This window comes from Sphingobium subterraneum (assembly GCF_014199435.1).
Classification (GTDB): Bacteria; Pseudomonadota; Alphaproteobacteria; order Sphingomonadales; family Sphingomonadaceae; genus Sphingobium; species Sphingobium subterraneum.
Genome location: NZ_JACIJP010000002.1, coordinates 600,217 through 616,392, shown reverse-complemented (window position 1 = coordinate 616,392; position 16,176 = coordinate 600,217). Strand labels below are relative to the sequence as shown.

At 64.6% G+C, this 16,176-nt stretch carries 19 protein-coding genes; 7 read left to right on the top strand and 12 right to left on the bottom strand.

Annotated elements, in window-relative coordinates:
• Position 1: 1 nt before the first annotated feature.
• On the bottom strand, positions 2–1,075 hold the full coding sequence (locus FHS92_RS09640; protein WP_184079890.1) for a GNAT family N-acetyltransferase: 1,074 nt from the start codon (positions 1,073–1,075) through the stop codon (positions 2–4).
• Positions 1,076–1,158: 83 nt separating this feature from the next.
• Between FHS92_RS09640 and ung the strand changes: the two genes are divergently transcribed.
• Complete coding sequence (gene ung / locus FHS92_RS09635; protein WP_184079888.1) at positions 1,159–1,875, top strand: uracil-DNA glycosylase; 717 nt, start codon at positions 1,159–1,161, stop codon at positions 1,873–1,875.
• Positions 1,876–1,993: 118 nt separating this feature from the next.
• On the opposite strand, the gene FHS92_RS09630 is transcribed toward ung, so the two are convergent.
• The 8 genes from FHS92_RS09630 to purE form a co-directional block, all read right to left on the bottom strand.
• A complete protein-coding gene (locus FHS92_RS09630; protein ID WP_184079886.1) occupies positions 1,994–2,407 on the bottom strand; it encodes a DUF3035 domain-containing protein in 414 nt (137 codons plus the stop codon).
• Positions 2,400–2,918: a signal peptidase II gene (lspA, locus tag FHS92_RS09625; RefSeq protein ID WP_246351890.1), complete on the bottom strand. Its 519-nt coding sequence runs from the start codon at positions 2,916–2,918 to the stop codon at positions 2,400–2,402. Before lspA ends, FHS92_RS09630 begins: the two co-directional genes overlap by 8 nt.
• A gap of 53 nt (positions 2,919–2,971) precedes the next feature.
• Complete coding sequence (gene ileS, locus FHS92_RS09620; protein WP_184079882.1) at positions 2,972–5,911, bottom strand: isoleucine--tRNA ligase; 2,940 nt, start codon at positions 5,909–5,911, stop codon at positions 2,972–2,974.
• Positions 5,912–5,949: 38 nt separating this feature from the next.
• Positions 5,950–6,891 carry a bifunctional riboflavin kinase/FAD synthetase gene (locus FHS92_RS09615; protein ID WP_184079880.1) on the bottom strand — a complete coding sequence of 314 codons (942 nt, stop codon included), beginning with the start codon at positions 6,889–6,891 and terminating at the stop codon, positions 5,950–5,952.
• Positions 6,892–6,972: 81 nt separating this feature from the next.
• A complete protein-coding gene (locus FHS92_RS09610) occupies positions 6,973–7,797 on the bottom strand; it encodes an alpha/beta fold hydrolase (RefSeq protein ID WP_184079878.1) in 825 nt (274 codons plus the stop codon).
• A gap of 41 nt (positions 7,798–7,838) precedes the next feature.
• Positions 7,839–8,342 (bottom strand): dihydrofolate reductase, encoded by a 504-nt coding sequence (locus tag FHS92_RS09605; RefSeq protein ID WP_184079876.1) that lies wholly within the window; start codon positions 8,340–8,342, stop codon positions 7,839–7,841.
• Complete coding sequence (locus FHS92_RS09600) at positions 8,339–9,412, bottom strand: 5-(carboxyamino)imidazole ribonucleotide synthase (RefSeq protein ID WP_184079874.1); 1,074 nt, start codon at positions 9,410–9,412, stop codon at positions 8,339–8,341. Before FHS92_RS09600 ends, FHS92_RS09605 begins: the two co-directional genes overlap by 4 nt.
• A 13-nt stretch (positions 9,413–9,425) precedes the next feature.
• Entirely contained in the window at positions 9,426–9,935 is a 510-nt protein-coding gene (gene purE, locus FHS92_RS09595; RefSeq protein ID WP_343056711.1) for a 5-(carboxyamino)imidazole ribonucleotide mutase, read from the bottom strand.
• 257 nt (positions 9,936–10,192) lie between these two features.
• On the opposite strand from purE, the gene FHS92_RS09590 reads away from it, so the two are divergent.
• Positions 10,193–10,861, top strand: coding sequence for a GGDEF domain-containing protein (locus tag FHS92_RS09590; protein WP_246351926.1), 669 nt, complete (start codon positions 10,193–10,195; stop codon positions 10,859–10,861).
• On the opposite strand, the gene gpmA is transcribed toward FHS92_RS09590, so the two are convergent.
• On the bottom strand, positions 10,843–11,529 hold the full coding sequence (gene gpmA, locus FHS92_RS09585; RefSeq protein ID WP_184079868.1) for a 2,3-diphosphoglycerate-dependent phosphoglycerate mutase: 687 nt from the start codon (positions 11,527–11,529) through the stop codon (positions 10,843–10,845). The genes FHS92_RS09590 and gpmA overlap by 19 nt on opposite strands.
• Before the next feature lie 164 nt (positions 11,530–11,693).
• Between gpmA and FHS92_RS09580 the strand changes: the two genes are divergently transcribed.
• The 5 genes from FHS92_RS09580 (at position 11,694) to FHS92_RS09560 (ending at position 14,181) form a co-directional block, all read left to right on the top strand.
• Positions 11,694–12,194, top strand: coding sequence for a disulfide bond formation protein B (locus FHS92_RS09580; protein ID WP_184079866.1), 501 nt, complete (start codon positions 11,694–11,696; stop codon positions 12,192–12,194).
• Positions 12,187–12,738, top strand: coding sequence for a demethoxyubiquinone hydroxylase family protein (locus tag FHS92_RS09575; RefSeq protein WP_184079864.1), 552 nt, complete (start codon positions 12,187–12,189; stop codon positions 12,736–12,738). Before FHS92_RS09580 ends, FHS92_RS09575 begins: the two co-directional genes overlap by 8 nt.
• Before the next feature lie 5 nt (positions 12,739–12,743).
• Positions 12,744–13,301 carry a hypothetical protein gene (locus FHS92_RS09570; protein ID WP_184079862.1) on the top strand — a complete coding sequence of 186 codons (558 nt, stop codon included), beginning with the start codon at positions 12,744–12,746 and terminating at the stop codon, positions 13,299–13,301.
• A 47-nt stretch (positions 13,302–13,348) separates the two neighbouring features.
• Positions 13,349–13,753, top strand: coding sequence for a hypothetical protein (locus tag FHS92_RS09565; RefSeq protein WP_184079861.1), 405 nt, complete (start codon positions 13,349–13,351; stop codon positions 13,751–13,753).
• A 137-nt stretch (positions 13,754–13,890) separates the two neighbouring features.
• Positions 13,891–14,181 carry a hypothetical protein gene (locus FHS92_RS09560; protein ID WP_184079860.1) on the top strand — a complete coding sequence of 97 codons (291 nt, stop codon included), beginning with the start codon at positions 13,891–13,893 and terminating at the stop codon, positions 14,179–14,181.
• On the opposite strand, the gene FHS92_RS09555 is transcribed toward FHS92_RS09560, so the two are convergent.
• Both FHS92_RS09555 and mgtE read right to left on the bottom strand, forming a co-directional pair.
• A complete protein-coding gene (locus FHS92_RS09555) occupies positions 14,178–14,588 on the bottom strand; it encodes a DUF1489 family protein (protein WP_184079859.1) in 411 nt (136 codons plus the stop codon). The two genes, FHS92_RS09560 and FHS92_RS09555, sit on opposite strands and share 4 nt — an antisense overlap.
• A 5-nt stretch (positions 14,589–14,593) precedes the next feature.
• On the bottom strand, positions 14,594–16,048 hold the full coding sequence (gene mgtE, locus FHS92_RS09550) for a magnesium transporter (protein ID WP_184079858.1): 1,455 nt from the start codon (positions 16,046–16,048) through the stop codon (positions 14,594–14,596).
• Positions 16,049–16,176: the final 128 nt, after the last annotated feature.

Genomic DNA, 16,176 nt, shown 5'->3' with positions numbered 1-16,176 from the left:
CTTAGCGGCGCAGGATCCGCCGGACGCATGCTTCGGCTTCCAGCGCCGGAGTAAAACGTTCAAGCCGCAGCCAGTGCAGTTCCTCCGCCCCGGTGGAAAGGCTCTGCTTGTAGCGGTCTTTCCCTGCGAGCAGCGAATAGCGCTCCAGCCCCGCATCGGCGTAGCGCGACGCGGCAGCCATGTGGCACATCAACCCTGGCTTCGAGCGCGGCGTAAGCGGCTCGGCAAAGGCCGACTGGTAATTCATGGCACAGCCATTGTGCACGAAATTCAGGAGATATCCCAGTGCAGCATTGCTGCAGCATAAGCGCAGCAATTCGACCGATCCGCCGGCCATTCCCGCACGCGTAATGTGCGCAGCAAAGCGCTGAAAAATCGGCAGATCCCACGCATTATCGGCATGACGCCCGCTGTTCATCTGCTTCATTTCAGCGAGCCAGTCCGTCACGGTTGCGTCGTCCTGTGCGCGGTCGATGACGATATCGCCCGGCTGGTCCTTGATCGATCGCTTGATCTGGCTGCGTGTGTTGCTGCTGAGCAGGGACAGGGCATCACCCTTCGCCGCGCGCACCGCATGCAGATCCATAAAATAGGCGGGCGAGCTGTCCCGCAGGGTACGCCGCCGTACCGCAGGAGCAGCCGTCAGCAGAGCATCGTCCGGTGCCATCCCCGACAGCATCAGCGCCGACCAGTCGCGGCGCGTCATGATCGCGTCCCACGCAGCGCGGGCCGCCTCGTTCGCATCCTGGGCGCGCACTAGAAGCCCGTTATATTCGATAAAGGGACGGTCGGCGTCCCCGTGTCCGGCCTGATTGAGCCACCACGTCCGCGCCCGGCCAAAGGTCCGGCGTTCGACGGAGTGGCCGACGAGCGCGAGGGCAACATCCTCTCCACCGCGTTGCACCGCGAGCAGATCAGGCAGCGGTGCGGTTCCCTCCACGCATGCCGACAGCCAGCTCCCCATCCATGTCCAGCCAAGGAAGAAGGAGGCCACGCAATGCGTTTCCAACGCCCGCCAGCGCTGTTCCAGCGCGGCGATGTCCGTAACCGGTTCAAGGGTGACGACGAGGGTCATATCCCTATTGCGCAGGCCGTCGCGCGCCGGTCAAGCCGTCCTCTGCCGCTTGCCTGCCCCAAGCCTCTGCCATAGGGTAGAGCATGGCCGACACCGCAACCCCCTCCCCCGTCAAGCTCGACGCCAGCTGGCGCGAACCGCTTGCCGAGACGCTCACCAGCCCGCGCATGGCCGCGCTCAAGCAGTTCCTGCTGAGCGAGAAGGCGGCGGGCAAGCGCATCTTTCCCAAGGGCAGCGAATATTTCCGCGCGCTCGATATCACGCCGCTCGACCGCGTTCGCGTCGTCATTCTGGGGCAGGACCCCTATCATGGCGAGGGGCAGGCGCATGGATTGAGCTTTTCGGTGCCGCGCGGGGTACGGCCGCCACCCTCGCTGCTCAACATCTTCAAGGAACTGGAGGCTGACCTCGGTATCCCCCGCCCGGGCCATGGCAACCTGACCCATTGGGCGGAACAGGGCGTGCTGCTGCTCAACAGCGTGCTGACGGTCGCGATGGGCAATGCCGCGTCGCATCAGGGAAAAGGGTGGGAGCAGTTTACCGACGCCGTCATCCAGCTGGTTGCCAGAGAAGACCGGCCGATCGTCTTCATCCTGTGGGGCGCCTATGCGCAGCGCAAGGCCGCGTTCGTCAAAAGCGTCGAACAGGGTGGGCGGCACTTGGTCATCAAATCCGTACATCCCTCGCCGTTATCGGCGCACAACGGATTTTTCGGCAGCCGCCCGTTCAGCCGCGCCAACGCCTTCCTGCGCGAGCAAGGAGAACCGGAAATCGACTGGTCGCTGCCGGACACTGCGTAGCGCTCCAGCCTGCATCCGTTCGGGCTGAGCCTGTTGGAGTCCTGTCCTTTCAGAAAAAAGGACGACCCTGCGACTGGCTGGCTACGCCAGCCGCTCAGGGCGAACGGTGTAACGCAGCTTACTTCCCAGCCGCAGCCCGTGCGAACTGGCCATCGCCTTCCGGTGCGGCGATGATGTCGCGCGTAGTAGCGCCCTTTTCGACGACATTGGTGTTGGGATCGCCCACCGAAGAGCGGATGCCCGGGGCGGCGGCGTCGCGGCCAGCCGTACCCAGAGCGGCGCTTTCGCTCGCGCTGCGCTGCGCGGGGCCGCCGAACATCGCCTCCATCGCCTGACGGCTGCTTTCCGCCGTGGCGGTCGGCGCGGCGCCCGGAACCGGCGGAATCAGCGCGAAATCGGGCGGGATCACGAGCGGAGCCTGCCGCGAGACCGCAAACTCATCCGGTCGGCTGCGGTTGAACAGGCCGCTCGACCCGCAAGCGGACAAGGTCACCATAAGGCCGAGGCTGGCGGCAACAGAAACTTTACGCATTTTCGTGACTCTCCGTCTTTGGGCTCTTTTCGCCCAGCAGCACCGCCCGCGCAAGCAGGATCAGCACTCCGATGGTAATTGCGGCGTCCGCCAGGTTGAAAACGAGGAACGGGCGCCATTCGCCGAAGTGCAGATCGGCATAATCGATGACGAAGCCCAGCCGGATCCGATCGACGATATTGCCGATCGCCCCGCCGAGCACCAGCCCCAATGCCAGCACATCCTGCCGCGCCTTCTCACGCCACATCCAGACAGCCACGAACAGCGCGATGGCGCTCGTCATCGCCACCAGCAGCCAGCGGGCGGTTTCCGTGTTCGCGTGGAAGAACCCCATCGACACGCCGCGATTTTCGAGCCAGCTCAGCTTGAAGATCGGCAGCAGGACTAGCCCTTCATCCCCGCGCGATTGCAGCGACAGCGGATAGGTGACGATATATTTGATGATCTGATCGAGCCCCAGCACGACCAGCGCGGTGAACAGCCCAAGCGGGCGATGGCGGGTGCGCGGCATGGTGGCCATCCCTTAACGCCCGATCCTGTCGGCGGGATGAACAAAGGTTGGCGTCATTGCGCCAGCACCGTTTCACAACGGTCGCACAGGTCGCCGTCCTGTGTGACTTCGGGAAGGTGCCGCCAGCAGCGGCCGCATTTGTGGTGGGTGGTTTTTTCGACCTTCCACTCTCCTTTATGCACCGTTGCCGAGATGAAGAGTTCACTCCAGTCAACATCGCCTAGCTCGACAGGAGCATAGACTTCGGCCTCGAGACTTGAACCGACAACCTTTTCACGTCGCAACGGTTCAATTCTTTCCGTGGCGAGTGCACGCGTGTTACGGATACGCGCCCACTTGTCTCCAAGTGTTTCATTCTTCCAACCCGCATCAACCTCCGGCCATTCCAGCAAATGCACGCTGTCGGCGCCCGGGAAACGGCTCTTCCACACTTCCTCCGCCGTGAAGGGGATAATCGGCGCGGCGTAGCGGACGAGGGCGTGGAACAGCGTGTCGAGCACGGTGCGGTACGCGCGGCGCTTGTCGGTCTGCGCGCCGGTGGCCGGGTTGACGTCGCAGTAGAGACAGTCCTTGCGGATATCGAAGAAGAAGGCCGACAGATCGCTGTTCGCGAAATCGTTCAACGCGCGGGTGTAGCGGCCGAATTCCAGCCAGCTCTCGCTGCCTGCGGCACGATCGACCACGCCCTTCAGCTCCGCGTCCAGTTCCGCCAGCCGGTGCAGCATATAGCGCTCCAGCTCCGGCATGTCGGAAACCGCGACCTTCTCATCCTCGCGGAAATCGGCGAGCGCACCGAGCAGGTAACGGAACGTGTTGCGCAGCTTGCGATAGGCGTCGGACGCGCCCGCGAGTACTTCCTTGCCGACCTTCACATCGTCGAAATAATCGGTGCTGGCGACCCACATGCGCAGGATGTCCGCGCCGCTCTCGCTCATGATTTTCAGCGGGTCAACGACATTGCCGAGCGACTTCGACATCTTGCGGCCCGACTGGTCGAGCGCAAAGCCGTGGGTCAGCACCGCCTCATAGGGAGCGCGCCCCCGCGTGCCGCAGCTTTCGAGCAGGCTCGACTGGAACCAGCCGCGATGCTGGTCGCTGCCTTCGAGATAGAGGTCGGCGCGCACGCCTTCCCCATAGCGTGCCTCGACCACGAAGCTGTGGGTTGATCCGCTGTCGAACCACACGTCGAGGATGTCGTTTACCACCTCATAATCGGCGAGCGCGTAATCCGGGCCGAGCAGCGCCTGATGGTCCGCGCCGAACCATGCGTCCGCCCCGCCCGCCTTGAACGCTTCGACGATGCGCGCGTTGACGGCCGGGTTGTTCAAATATTCGCCCGACTGGCGGTGGACATAAAGCGCGATCGGCACCCCCCATGCGCGCTGGCGCGAGATCACCCAGTCCGGACGGCCCTCGACCATCGAGCGGATACGGTTGGTCGATCGCTCCGGCACCCAGCGGGTGTGGGCGATAGCGTCAAGCGCTGTTTCGCGCAGGGTGGGTGCGTTGCTCAACATCCGTTCGCCCTGAGCTTGTCGAAGGGCCGCATTTCCTTCCGACGAGAAGGACGGGGCTTCGACAGGCTCAGCCGGAACGGAGATAGACGTTGGCTTGTCCATGGGGATAAACCACTGCGGCGTGCAGCGGTAGATGATCCGCGCTTTCGATCGCCACGAGTGCGGATAGCTGTGCTGGAACGGCGCGGCGGAGAGCAGCGCGCCCGCTCCGCGCAGATCCGTGCAGATCGGACCATCCGGGCCATTGAACTTGGTGTTGATAACGCTGCCCTGCCCGCCGAGCCACGCCCAGTCGGCGCGGTACATGCCATCGCCCTGCACCGCAAACACCGGATCAATGCCGAGCGGCTTGCAGGCGAGGAAATCCTCCTCGCCATGGTCGGGCGCCATATGGACGAGGCCGGTACCCGCGTCGGTGGTGACATGCGGCGCGGCGAGGAACGGGCGGGGCTTGGCGAAGAAGCCCCCGAGATGGTGCATCGGATGGCGGGCGGTGGCTCCGGCGAGCCTCTTCCCCTTACCAAAGACGCAATTAAATTGTCCGCTCGGATCTAGTGTCTGACTAGACAAACGGATCAATTCTTGATGATCGCCCGCCGCTAGACGGTGCAAGAAATCCCCGACATTGGTGGTGTTGACCAAGTATCTTCTGTCGTCGAGCGGTAGAAGAGAATACTCAATCCCCTCCCCATAAGCGATGCCCTGGTTGGTCGGGATCGTCCACGGGGTCGTCGTCCAGATGACGGCATAGGCACCGACCAGCTCCGGCGCGTTCGGCGCTTCGGTGATCTCGAACGCCACGTCGATCTGGGTCGAGGTGACGTCCTCATATTCTACCTCGGCCTCCGCAAGAGCGGTCTTTTCGACCGGGGACCACATCACCGGCTTCGCGCCGCGATAAAGCTGGCCGCTCTCTGCGAATTTCAGCAGTTCGCCGACGATCGCGGCTTCCGCCTCATACTTCATGGTCAGATAGGGATCGTCCCAGTCACCGAGGATACCCAGCCGCTGGAACTGTTCCTTCTGCACGCCGACCCACTTGTCGGCATAGGCGCGGCACTGGGCGCGGAATTCCTGGGGTGGAACCTCGTCCTTGTTGAGCTTCTTCTTGCGATATTCCTCCTCGATCTTCCATTCGATCGGGAGGCCGTGGCAGTCCCAGCCGGGCACATAGGGCGCATCCTTGCCGAGCAAGGTCTGCGAGCGGACGATGATGTCCTTCAGCACCTTGTTCATGGCATGGCCCATGTGAATGTCGCCATTCGCATAAGGCGGGCCATCGTGCAGAATGAAGCGTTCGCGGCCCGCGCGGCGTTCACGCAACTTGCCGTAGAGGCCGTCCGCCGCCCACTGCGCCGCAATCGTCGGTTCCTTCTGCGCCAGACCGGCCTTCATCGGGAAGTCGGTGGCGGGCAGGAACACGGTGGACTTGTAATCTTGTGCCTCTTGGCGAGGCGCTTCGGGCGTGTCGGTCATCGTTCGGTTCTCAAAGGAGAAAGCAAAGTTGTCCGGCCCTACGCGAGGGGCGGAGTTCCCGCAAGGATTTGCCGCGCATGGTCGCAATCGCGGGCGATCTGGGCGGTAAGGGCGTCAAGATCCGCGAATTTCTCTTCCCCGCGCAGCCATTCGATCAGTTCCACCTCGATGGTCTGGTCGTACAGGTCTTCGGCGAAATCGAAGAAATGCGGCTCGAGCAGTTCCTTGGGCGGGTCGAAGGTCGGGCGGATACCAAGGTTCGCCGCGCCATCGAGCAACCGACCGTCGGCCAGACGTCCGCGCACCGCATAAATGCCATAAGCAGGCCGCAGATAGGCGCCCATATCGATATTGGCGGTCGGAAAGGCGATCGTGCGGCCCAGCTTGTCGCCATGCTGCACGACACCCTCAATGGTGAACGGGCGGGTCAGCAGCTGTGTGGCCGTCGCGCAATCGCCCGATCGCAACGCTGCGCGGATGCGGCTGGAGCTGACGACGCCGCCGTCCGTGCTCGTTACCGGGGCGACCGCCTCGCTGCGGATGCCCAATGTCGCGCCGATCTCCGCCAGCCGCTGGGTGTTGCCCGAACGCCCATTGCCGAAGGTGAAATCCTCACCCGTGACGACGCCCGCGACACCGAAGCGCTCCACCAGCATGGCGACGAACGCATCGGCATCGAGCGCCGCCAGCACCGGAGTGAAGCGAAACACCAGCATTGCATCCCCCCCCGCCGCAGCGAACAGGCGCTCACGCTGGTCCAGGGTCGTCAGGCGAAAGGGCGGTGCGTCGGGGCGGAACAGTCGGACGGGATGGGGATCGAAGGTCGCGATGATGACGGGGCGGCCCTCGTCCCGCGCCCAGCCGACCGCACGCCCGACCACCGCCTGGTGGCCGAGATGAAATCCGTCAAAATTGCCGAGTGCCAATATGCTCCCGCGCAGATGCGCCGGGATATCGCCCCCATCGTCGAAACGCTCCATCGCGGCGGCTATAGCAGGGTTGGGCGCGGAGGCAATTGCCCCGCGCCCCGCCGGAGCGCAGGGCGCGGGGCCACGCCCGCGTCAGACGCCCGGGCGCAGGAAATCCAGCAAGTCGGCATTCAGCCGGTCCGGAACGGTCGCGAACAGGCCATGGGGCTCGCCGTCATATTCGATCAGCGTTGCCTGGGCGATGCCCGCCGCCGCCGCGCGGGCGGTCGGATCGATCGGCACCGTCTTGTCACTGGTGCCGTGGATGATGAGCGTCGGCACATCAACGCTTGCGAGATCGGGACGGAAATCGGTTTCCGCGAACGCGTCCAGACAGCGCAATGTCGCGAGCGGGCTGGCCATGATCCCGAGCGTGAAGGTCCAATCCAACAGCGCCTGACTCACCGGGCGAGAGACAAGGCCCACGCCATAGAATTGCTTGCCAAACGTCTGGAGGAAAGCGAAGCGGTCCTCACGGATCTGGGCCCGCATCGTGTCGAAGTCGGACGAATCCACGCCATCCGGGTTGCTGTCGTCCTTCAGCATATAGGGGACCACCGATGCGACCAGCACCGCGCGGCGCACCTTGCTGCTGCCATGACGGCGAAGATAACGTACAACCTCGCCGCCACCCATCGAAAAGCCGACCAGATCCACGGACGACAGATCGAGATGATCGACAATCGCGGCGAGATCATCCGCCAGACGATCATAATCATAGGCACCCGCCGGATGACCCGACTGACCGAAACCGCGCCTGTCATAAGTGATGACGCGGTAGCCCGCTTCCAACAGGGCAACGACCTGATATTCCCACATGTCGCCAGTGAGCGGCCAGCCATGGATCAGAATGACAGGCTGGCCTTCGCCCATATCCTTGACGTGAAGTTTTGTGCCGTCACCGGCGTCGATATACATGGGGCTATCTCCTGCATGAGCGAGACAGCCCTAGCGTGCGATCAGCCGGTTCGTTCCGTGATGCGCCGCCAGGTGATGAAGCTGTACGCCGGACGGTTTCCTTCCGCCGCATGGTCTTCCCGCGCGGCCTCCGTCCACTGCGCCGGGTCGGGGGCGTCGATGCTGGTGTCGCCAGCGAACGGCACGGCAAGTTGGGTCAGCTCGATCCGGTCGGCACGCGGCAGGAACAGGCGGTAGATTTCCGCCCCGCCGATGACCGAAATGACCGGCGCATTGGCGATGCGGATCGCGTCCTCGAAGCTGCGCGCGACTTCTGCACCATCGTCCTGCCAGTCCGGGTCACGCGTCAGCACAATATGCCGCCGCCCTTCGAGCAGGCCGGGCAGGCTGTCGAAGGTCTTGCGCCCCATGATCATCGGGCGACCCTGCGTCAGCATCTTGAAGCGGCGCAGATCTGCGGGCAGATGCCAGGGCAGCTTGCCATCCCGCCCGATCGTACCGTTGGCGGCGCGCGCCAGGATCAGGACGATCTCGGGATGGTTCATGGAAAGACCAGCCGGGTCACATGGCCCATCTTGCGGCCGGGGCGGGCTTCGCTCTTGCCGTAAAGGTGGAGGTGGCTGGCGGGGTCCGCCAGAATGGCGCGCCAGTGGTTCGCCTCGTCTCCGATCAGGTTGCGCATCTCGACACGCGGCACCGCCAGACCTGTCGCCCCCAGCGGCAGGCCGCAAATTGCGCGAATGTGATTTTCGAACTGGCTGGTGATCGCGCCCTCGATCGTCCAGTGCCCGCTGTTGTGCACGCGGGGGGCCATTTCGTTGAAGACCGGACCGTCCTCGCCTGCGAAGAATTCCACGGCCAGCACGCCGACATAATCCAACCCATCGGCGATGGTCCGCGCCATGGCGCGTGCCGTGTCGACCTGGGCAGAAATGGCCGCGCCCGCCGGGACCGTGGACGTTGCCAGAATACCGTCGCGATGCACATTGGCCGCGCTGTCCCAGAAGCGCACCGCGCCGTCCTCGCCACGCACGAGAATGACGGAAAACTCCTCATCGAAGCGCACGAACCCTTCGAGGATCGCGGGATGGCCGCCGATCGCGTCCCATGCGGCGTCCGCTTCCCCGGCATCGGCGATGCGCACCTGACCCTTGCCGTCATAGCCGAAGCGGTTCGTCTTGAGGATGCAGGGCGTGCCGACCGCCGCGATCGCGTCGTGCAGATCCGCCACGCTGTTTACGGCGCGATAAGGGGCGGTCGCTCCGCCCAGACCGGCAACGAAGCTCTTTTCGGCGAGCCGGTCCTGCGCGATCTTCAGCGCGCCGACGCCCGGGCGCACGATCCGGCTGTGCGATAGCACCTCGATCGCCGCCGTCTCGACATTCTCGAACTCATAGGTGACTACGTCGACGCACGCCCCGAAGCGCAGCAGCGCATCCGCGTTGTCATAGCCGCCGCGCGTCCAGTCCGAGGACACATCCGCCGCCGGGCCACTTTCCTCCGGCGCGTAGATGTGCGTGCGATAGCCGAGCTGCGCCGCCGCCATGCTCAGCATCCGGCCCAGCTGGCCGCCCCCCAATATGCCGATTGTTCCGCCCGGCGCCACCACGGTCATGCGCGGCTCTGCTTCATTCGGGGTCCTGCGGGTCGTGGGCGACCGAAGCCGTCTGTACCGCGCGCCAGGCATCGAGCCGTTCAGCCAGTGCCTCGTCGGTCGTGGCCAGCATCGCTGCCGCCAGCAGCGCCGCATTGACCGCGCCCGCCCGCCCGATGGCAAGCGTCCCCACCGGCACACCGGCGGGCATCTGCACAATGGAGAGCAGGCTGTCCATGCCGGACAGCGCCTTGGACTCCACGGGTACACCGAGCACCGGCAGGCGCGTCATCGATGCCGCCATGCCCGGCAGATGCGCCGCGCCACCCGCCCCCGCGATAATGACCTTGAGGCCTCTTCCCGCCGCGCCCCGGGCATAGTCGTACAGCCGTTCCGGCGTACGGTGGGCGGAAACCACCTTGCATTCATGCCCAATGCCCAGCGTTTCGAGCGTCTCCGCCGCGTGCCGCATTGTTTCCCAGTCCGAGCGGCTGCCCATGATCACCCCAACGCGGAGTTCGCCATCTGTGGTCTGGCTTGGCACTGGTCGTCCACCCCCCATTGGGTCATTCTGTTGGGCCGATATGGCTTGTTCCGGGCCTTAACCAGCCTGAGCCGCGCGGGCAATGCCCGAATGCAAAATTGCGGGTGCCGCTCCGCCGATTGTTCAGGCCCGCGCAAGGCGACCACGGCGTATAACGCGCGGCCTATAATGGAATGTGCAAGAGCGACGGAAGCTGGTATTCCGTGTCTGTCGTAATGGGTTGTCTGGAACCGTAAAGGATTGTCGCCCGAGTGCCCATGGAACCGCACAAGCCGGAAAACATTGTCCCGCCCACAATGAGCAGTGCGGGGAAATCAGCGGGCGAAGCAAGCGACATCGCCGAACTTCAGCGCGAAATCGCCGGGCTGCACCGGGAACTGCGCCTGCTGCGCATGGCCAATGCCGAGCTGGAGCGGGTGGCGATTCTCGATACGCTGACCCCGCTGCACAACCGGCGCTTTTTCCTCGGAGCGCTCAACGACCGGATCCTGCGCCGCACCCGCTACCAATCCCAGGCGGCGGTGCTGTTCATCGACATCAACCGCATGAAGTTCATCAACGACGCTTACGGACACGCGGCCGGGGATTTTGCCCTGGTCTATGCTGCACAGATCATCGCGGCGCAGATCCGCAGCACCGACGTCGCCGCGCGCATCGGCGGCGACGAATTCGCGCTGATCCTCGAAGAGGCCGACGAAGTTCAGGCCCGGCTGAAGGCCGACCAGCTCGACGAGCTGTTGCGGGAGAGCCGCTGCGCCTATGGCGACATCCTGCTGCCGGTGTCGGCATCCATCGGGGTAACGATCATTCGCGAAAACGATCGCGAGGACGCGGTTATCGAGCGCGCCGATGCCGATATGTACGCCCGCAAGCGGGAATGGCACGTGCGCACCGGCCACGCGCCGGATCAGCGCTCCGACAGATAATAGCGATCGACGGCGTTGAGGTCGTCGTCGAGCTGATAGACGATCGGCTGGCCCGTGGGGATTTCCAGCGCGGTGATGTCGGCATCGGGGATGTTGGAGAGGTGCTTGACCAGTGCACGCAGCGAATTGCCGTGCGCGGAAATCACCACCCGCTTGCCCGCCTTCAGCTCCGGCACAATGCGGCTGTTCCAGTAAGGGAGGACGCGGGCGATCGTGTCCTTCAGGCTCTCGGTAGCGGGAATGGCGATCCCGGCGTAGCGGCGGTCCGTCGACAGATCGAACGGGCTGCCCGCTTCCAGCGGCGGCGGCGGGATATCGAAGCTGCGCCGCCAGATGTGGACCTGCTCGTCGCCATGCTTGGCGGCCGTTTCCGCCTTGTTGAGGCCGGTCAGCCCGCCATAATGCCGTTCGTTGAGGCGCCAGTCCTTCTCCACCGGCAGCCACAGGCGGCCCATTTCCTCCAGCGCAAGGTTCAGCGTCTTGATCGCGCGGGTCTGGACCGAGGTGAAGCAGCAGTCAAAATCCAGCCCCTTCTCCTTCATCAGGCGCCCCGCCGCGCGCGCTTCCTCCGCACCTTTTTCCGTGACGTCGACATCCCACCAGCCGGTGAAGCGGTTTTCGAGATTCCACGCCGACTGGCCGTGGCGGATCAGGACGAGTGTGGGCATGAAAAGCTCCTGAGAAGGATGACCGGAAAACGCGCACTCCATAGCGGGAAATTTGCGCAACGCAACGTGGGCGCGGGGAAAAGGCTTCGTTCATACCCGGTTAGGGCGGGATCGGGCACACAGCGCGGATGACGGGGCGGACGGAAGGGGCTATAGATACTGCAATGACCCGCCTTTCCGCCCTATCCGCTGCCCGCCTGCTGGCGATCATGACACCCGTGCTGCTGCTCGGCGGGGCGATTGGCTCGCAATATATCGGCGGACTGTTTCCCTGCGAAATGTGCATGTGGCAGCGCTGGCCCCACCTCATCGCCATTGCCTTTGCCCTTTGCGCGATCGGCGTGCGGGGCCGCCCGAGCGAAAGCGCGCTGTTCACGGCCCTTGCCGCGCTGGCTATGGGTGCGAGCGGCGGGATCGGGGCGTTTCACGCCGGGGTCGAATATGGCTGGTGGCAGGGTCTGACCGCCTGCTCGACCACGCTCGGCGGGACCAGCACGCAGGACGTGCTCGACAGCATTATGGCCGCGCCGGTCACCCGCTGCGACGTCGCGCCGTGGACGCTGGCGGGAATTTCACTGGCCGGGTTCAACGCGCTGATCTCGCTGGGTTCGTTCATTCTTATCATGCTGCTGCTGAACCGCAGCCGGAGACCGGCTTATGACTGACCGTTCGCCCGATTTTCCGCGTCCCTCGGCGCGCGCCGTCGATAGCGCATCCATGCTCCGCGTCGACCAGGCGGGCGAATATGGTGCGGTGCGCATCTACGCCGGACAGCTCGCGGTCATGGGCGACCGGCATCCGCTGTCGCGCTCGATCGCCGCCATGGCGCAGCAGGAAGAGCGCCATCGGCTGCATTTCGACGCGATGCTGAAGGCGCGCGGTGTACGGCCGACGCTGCTGCAACCCTTGTGGCATGTCGCGGGATTTGCGCTGGGCGCGGTGACCGCCGCGATCGGGCCGGAAGCGGCAATGGCCTGCACCGCCGCCATCGAGACCGAGATCGACCGCCATTATGCGGAGCAGCGCGAGGAGCTGGGCAACGACGATCCGGAACTCAGCGCGGCCATCGCGGATTTTCAGGCGGAGGAAGTCGAGCATCGTGATACGGCCCTGGCCAAGGGCGCGGAAAATGCCCCGGCCTATCCCTTGCTGGCCGGGGCGATCCGGCTGGGCTGCCGCGCCGCGATTGCGCTATCGAAAAGGATATGAGGATCATGACCAGTCGCCTGTTTTCCCTTGGCATCGCTCTCACGGGGCTTGTCGCGATGGCGTCTCCCGCCCGGGCGCAGGATGCGGAATCGGCCGAGCGCCCCGCGCCCGGGCAGGAACGTGTGGTGCAGGTGATTGTCTATGGCGACGATCCCTGCAAGGCAGGCAGCGACGACGAAATCGTCGTGTGCGTGCGACAGGCGGAATCGGAGCGGTATCGCATTCCGGAAAATCTGCGTGGCACCGACCCCAATCTCTCCACCAACCAGGCGTGGACCAACCGGGTCAAGTCGATCGAATATGTCGGACGCAACGGTACGCAGAGCTGTTCCCCGGTGGGCGGTGGCGGCTTTACCGGATGCTTCTCGCAGATCGCGGCGCAGGCCAAGGCCGAGCGGCAGCAGCAGGATAATGTGAGCTGGGCCGATCTTGTCGCGGCGGAACGCGCCAAGCGCCTGTCGGTGATCGACAGCGACTCGAAAGCCATCGAGGAACGGGTGAAAGCCGAGGAAGCCGCCAAGGCGAAGGCCGACGCGCAAGCCGGAACAAGCACCAAACCCTGACCGTTCCATACATACCCCGTTCAGGGCGCACGGCGGAGAAGAGTGTCATGCAGCGTTGCTCCGTCCCTTTTTTGCCGCTTCTGACCGCAGGTCTGCTGGTTGCGCCGGGTGTGGCGCTGAGCCAGCCTGCGCCGCCGCCCCAGCGCATCGCCGCGCTGGTGGTCTATGGGGATGATCCCTGTCCCAAGAGCGAGGGCGACGAGATCGTCGTGTGCGCCCGCAAGCCCGAATCCGAGCGCTACCGTATCCCGAAGCCGTTGCGCGACAAGCCGGCGCCGTCCGGCGGTCCGGGCTGGGCAGGGCAGGTCGCATTGATGGAGGACGCCGGGCGCGCCGTGCAGCCGGGCAGCTGCTCGGTCAACGGCAGTTACGGCTTTACCGGCTGCACGGCCGCGATGCTGCGGCAATGGTTTGCCGAGAAGCGGATGCGGCAATCGGTCGGCGCACCCTGAAAAACCGATAAAACGGCTTGATTCCTGCGCCATGAGGAAGGATGATCGCGGTTAGAGAGCGATCCCCTGGAAGTCTGTTGTTGCGCCGTTTTTTCTCCTCATCCTCATCCAGGGTCCGTGACCCTGCCTTGCGCGCGGTGAGCAATCATCTTGCGGCTGCCTTGCTGGTGTTCACCCTGCTCCAGATGGTGATCATCAACGCGACGGGCGGGGGCTTGCCCTGCCATATGGGTGCCTTGGTGATGACCGGCCTGTTCGCGATGGGGGTGCGACAGGTCGAGCATGTCTGGCTTACCAACCGCCCGCGCTCTGTTACCAGCCTGCGCGGACGTTTCTATTTTCGCCGCGACATGGGATTGCTGTGGACGACCGGCGTGGCCCTGCCGTTTCTCTGGGCGCCGGTGGGCTGGACCCTGACAGCCGGTTAGACCAGCCCCAGCCGGCTCAGCTCGCCGATCAAGGCGGCGGGCATCGCTTCGGTGCCGCTCGCTTCGCCCTCGCCCAGGTCGCGCGGCGCATCGGCATGGGCGAGATAACGCCAGCCCTGATGCGCACGGCGCGGCACTGGCTGCACGGCGATAAGCCGGGGTTCGAGCCGGATCCAGTGGCGGCCCGCACCATTGTCCATAAAGCCGATGATCGGGCTTCGACCCACGAGCATATGGCCGTGGATCCAGTAGAGCGAACCGCCCGCCATCTCGCTGACCCGCTTGGGCAGATAGCGGGTCGTCAGGCGCGCCTCGCCTGCGTCGGCATGCCCTTCGAGCCAAGCCCGGAGCGAATCGGGACCGGCGCTGGCAAAGGCGACCTTTGTGATGTGCAGCGGCTCGTCCATCGGCTTTACAGCCCCCACACGGTCGCCAGCCCGAGGAACGAGAAAAAGCCCATCACGTCGGTCAGGGTCGTGACGAACACCGCCGACGACACTGCCGGATCGACTCCCGCCTTTTCGAGCGCCACGGGCACCAGGATGCCGCCCAGCCCGGCCGTCAGATTGTTGATGAGCATGGCAAGCGCAATGACGATGCCCAGATCGGGATTGCCGTAGATCAGTCCCGTCGCCACGCCGATGAGAACGCCCAGCACCAGCCCGTTGGCCAGCGCGATGCGCAATTCGCGCACGATGTTGCGCCGCGTGTTGGAACTGGTGAGCTGGTTGGTGGCAAGTGCGCGCACCGCAACCGCCATCGTCTGCGTGCCCGCATTGCCGCCCATGCCCGACACGATCGGCATCAGCACGGCGAGCACGACATATTTCGCGATCGTTTCCTGAAACAGTCCGACGACCGAGGCGGCGAAGATGGCAGTGCCCAGATTGACGACCAGCCAGGACAGGCGCGTGCGCACCGTCAGCAGGATCGGCTGGTTGATGTCGCCATCGCCAGCACCCGACAGGCGGAGGATATCCTCACCCGCTTCCTGCTGGACGATGTGCAGAATGTCATCGACCGTGATCATGCCGACCAGCCGCCCGCTTGCATCGACGACGGCGGCGGAGATCAACGCGTATTTCTGGAAGCGCAGCGCGACTTCCTCCTGATCCATGTCGACCGGGATCAATGTCTGCTCCCGCTTCATGACGTCACCGATGCTCACGCCGCGTGGGCAGGTAAGGATCCAGCTCAACTGGCACGTACCGATCGGGTGGTGGCTTTCGTCCACCACGAAGATTTCCCAGAAATCGGTGGTCAGATTGTCGGAGTCGCGCAGATAGTCGATCACCTGCCCCACGGTCATATGCTGGGGCACAGCGACCAGATCGCGCTGCATCAGGCGACCGGCGGATTCTTCCGGATAGGCGAGTGCGCTTTCGATCGCGGCGCGATCTTCCGGCCCCATCGCATCGAGAACAGCCTGCTGATCGGCGTCCTCCATGTCCTCGATGATCGCGACCGCATCGTCGGTATCGAGCGTCGCGGCCAGCTCCGCGACCTGCTCGGGTTCCAGCGCGTCGATCAGGTCGTCGCGGACATAGTCGTTGAGCTCGGACAGCACTTCGGCGCTGACCATGTCTCCCAGCGCAGCGGCCAAAGCGGCGCGCCGGTCCGACGGCGTGAGTTCGAGAAGGTCGGCGACGTCCGCCGGGTGGAGGGGCGCGACCAGATCACGCGCGCGCTCGCTGTCGCCGTCCTCGACCGCGTCCAGCACGGACGACACGAATTCAGGAGTCAGGCGGTCGTCCTCGTCCAGCTGCGAGCGGGGCGCGGCCAGCACGGAACCTTCAATTTCGGGCGGATCGCCTTCCGGCCCCACAGGCGGGGCGGTCGCAGGGGTGGATGCGCCAACTTCGCTCATCGCCGCCTCCTTCGCCCGTGTTGTGACCGTCGTCCTGATCGTGCATGCGCCCCCTTTCGCTCATGCGGTAGGCAATTGCAATGGCGCAGTTTGTCGAAATCGGCGGTCTGCCCGGCCTTTGGGGCTTC

Bases quoted from the DNA above. Each gene is read 5' to 3' on its own strand.
- FHS92_RS09570 (WP_184079862.1), top strand. From the start codon at position 12,744: ATGACCAGTCGCCTGTTTTCCCTTGGCATCGCTCTCACGGGGCTTGTC.
- lspA (WP_246351890.1), bottom strand. From the start codon at position 2,918: ATGCCGCGCACCCGCCATCGCCCGCTTGGGCTGTTCACCGCGCTGGTC.
- FHS92_RS09555 (WP_184079859.1), bottom strand. From the start codon at position 14,588: ATGGACGAGCCGCTGCACATCACAAAGGTCGCCTTTGCCAGCGCCGGT.
- mgtE (WP_184079858.1), bottom strand. From the start codon at position 16,048: ATGAGCGAAGTTGGCGCATCCACCCCTGCGACCGCCCCGCCTGTGGGG.
- FHS92_RS09575 (WP_184079864.1), top strand. From the start codon at position 12,187: ATGACTGACCGTTCGCCCGATTTTCCGCGTCCCTCGGCGCGCGCCGTC.
- FHS92_RS09615 (WP_184079880.1), bottom strand. From the start codon at position 6,891: ATGGAGCGTTTCGACGATGGGGGCGATATCCCGGCGCATCTGCGCGGG.
- FHS92_RS09610 (WP_184079878.1), bottom strand. From the start codon at position 7,797: ATGTATATCGACGCCGGTGACGGCACAAAACTTCACGTCAAGGATATG.
- ung (WP_184079888.1), top strand. From the start codon at position 1,159: ATGGCCGACACCGCAACCCCCTCCCCCGTCAAGCTCGACGCCAGCTGG.
- FHS92_RS09640 (WP_184079890.1), bottom strand. From the start codon at position 1,075: ATGACCCTCGTCGTCACCCTTGAACCGGTTACGGACATCGCCGCGCTG.
- FHS92_RS09590 (WP_246351926.1), top strand. From the start codon at position 10,193: ATGGAACCGCACAAGCCGGAAAACATTGTCCCGCCCACAATGAGCAGT.
- FHS92_RS09600 (WP_184079874.1), bottom strand. From the start codon at position 9,412: ATGACCGTGGTGGCGCCGGGCGGAACAATCGGCATATTGGGGGGCGGC.
- gpmA (WP_184079868.1), bottom strand. From the start codon at position 11,529: ATGCCCACACTCGTCCTGATCCGCCACGGCCAGTCGGCGTGGAATCTC.
- FHS92_RS09605 (WP_184079876.1), bottom strand. From the start codon at position 8,342: ATGAACCATCCCGAGATCGTCCTGATCCTGGCGCGCGCCGCCAACGGT.
- FHS92_RS09565 (WP_184079861.1), top strand. From the start codon at position 13,349: ATGCAGCGTTGCTCCGTCCCTTTTTTGCCGCTTCTGACCGCAGGTCTG.
- ileS (WP_184079882.1), bottom strand. From the start codon at position 5,911: ATGACCGACACGCCCGAAGCGCCTCGCCAAGAGGCACAAGATTACAAG.
- FHS92_RS09630 (WP_184079886.1), bottom strand. From the start codon at position 2,407: ATGCGTAAAGTTTCTGTTGCCGCCAGCCTCGGCCTTATGGTGACCTTG.
- FHS92_RS09580 (WP_184079866.1), top strand. From the start codon at position 11,694: ATGACCCGCCTTTCCGCCCTATCCGCTGCCCGCCTGCTGGCGATCATG.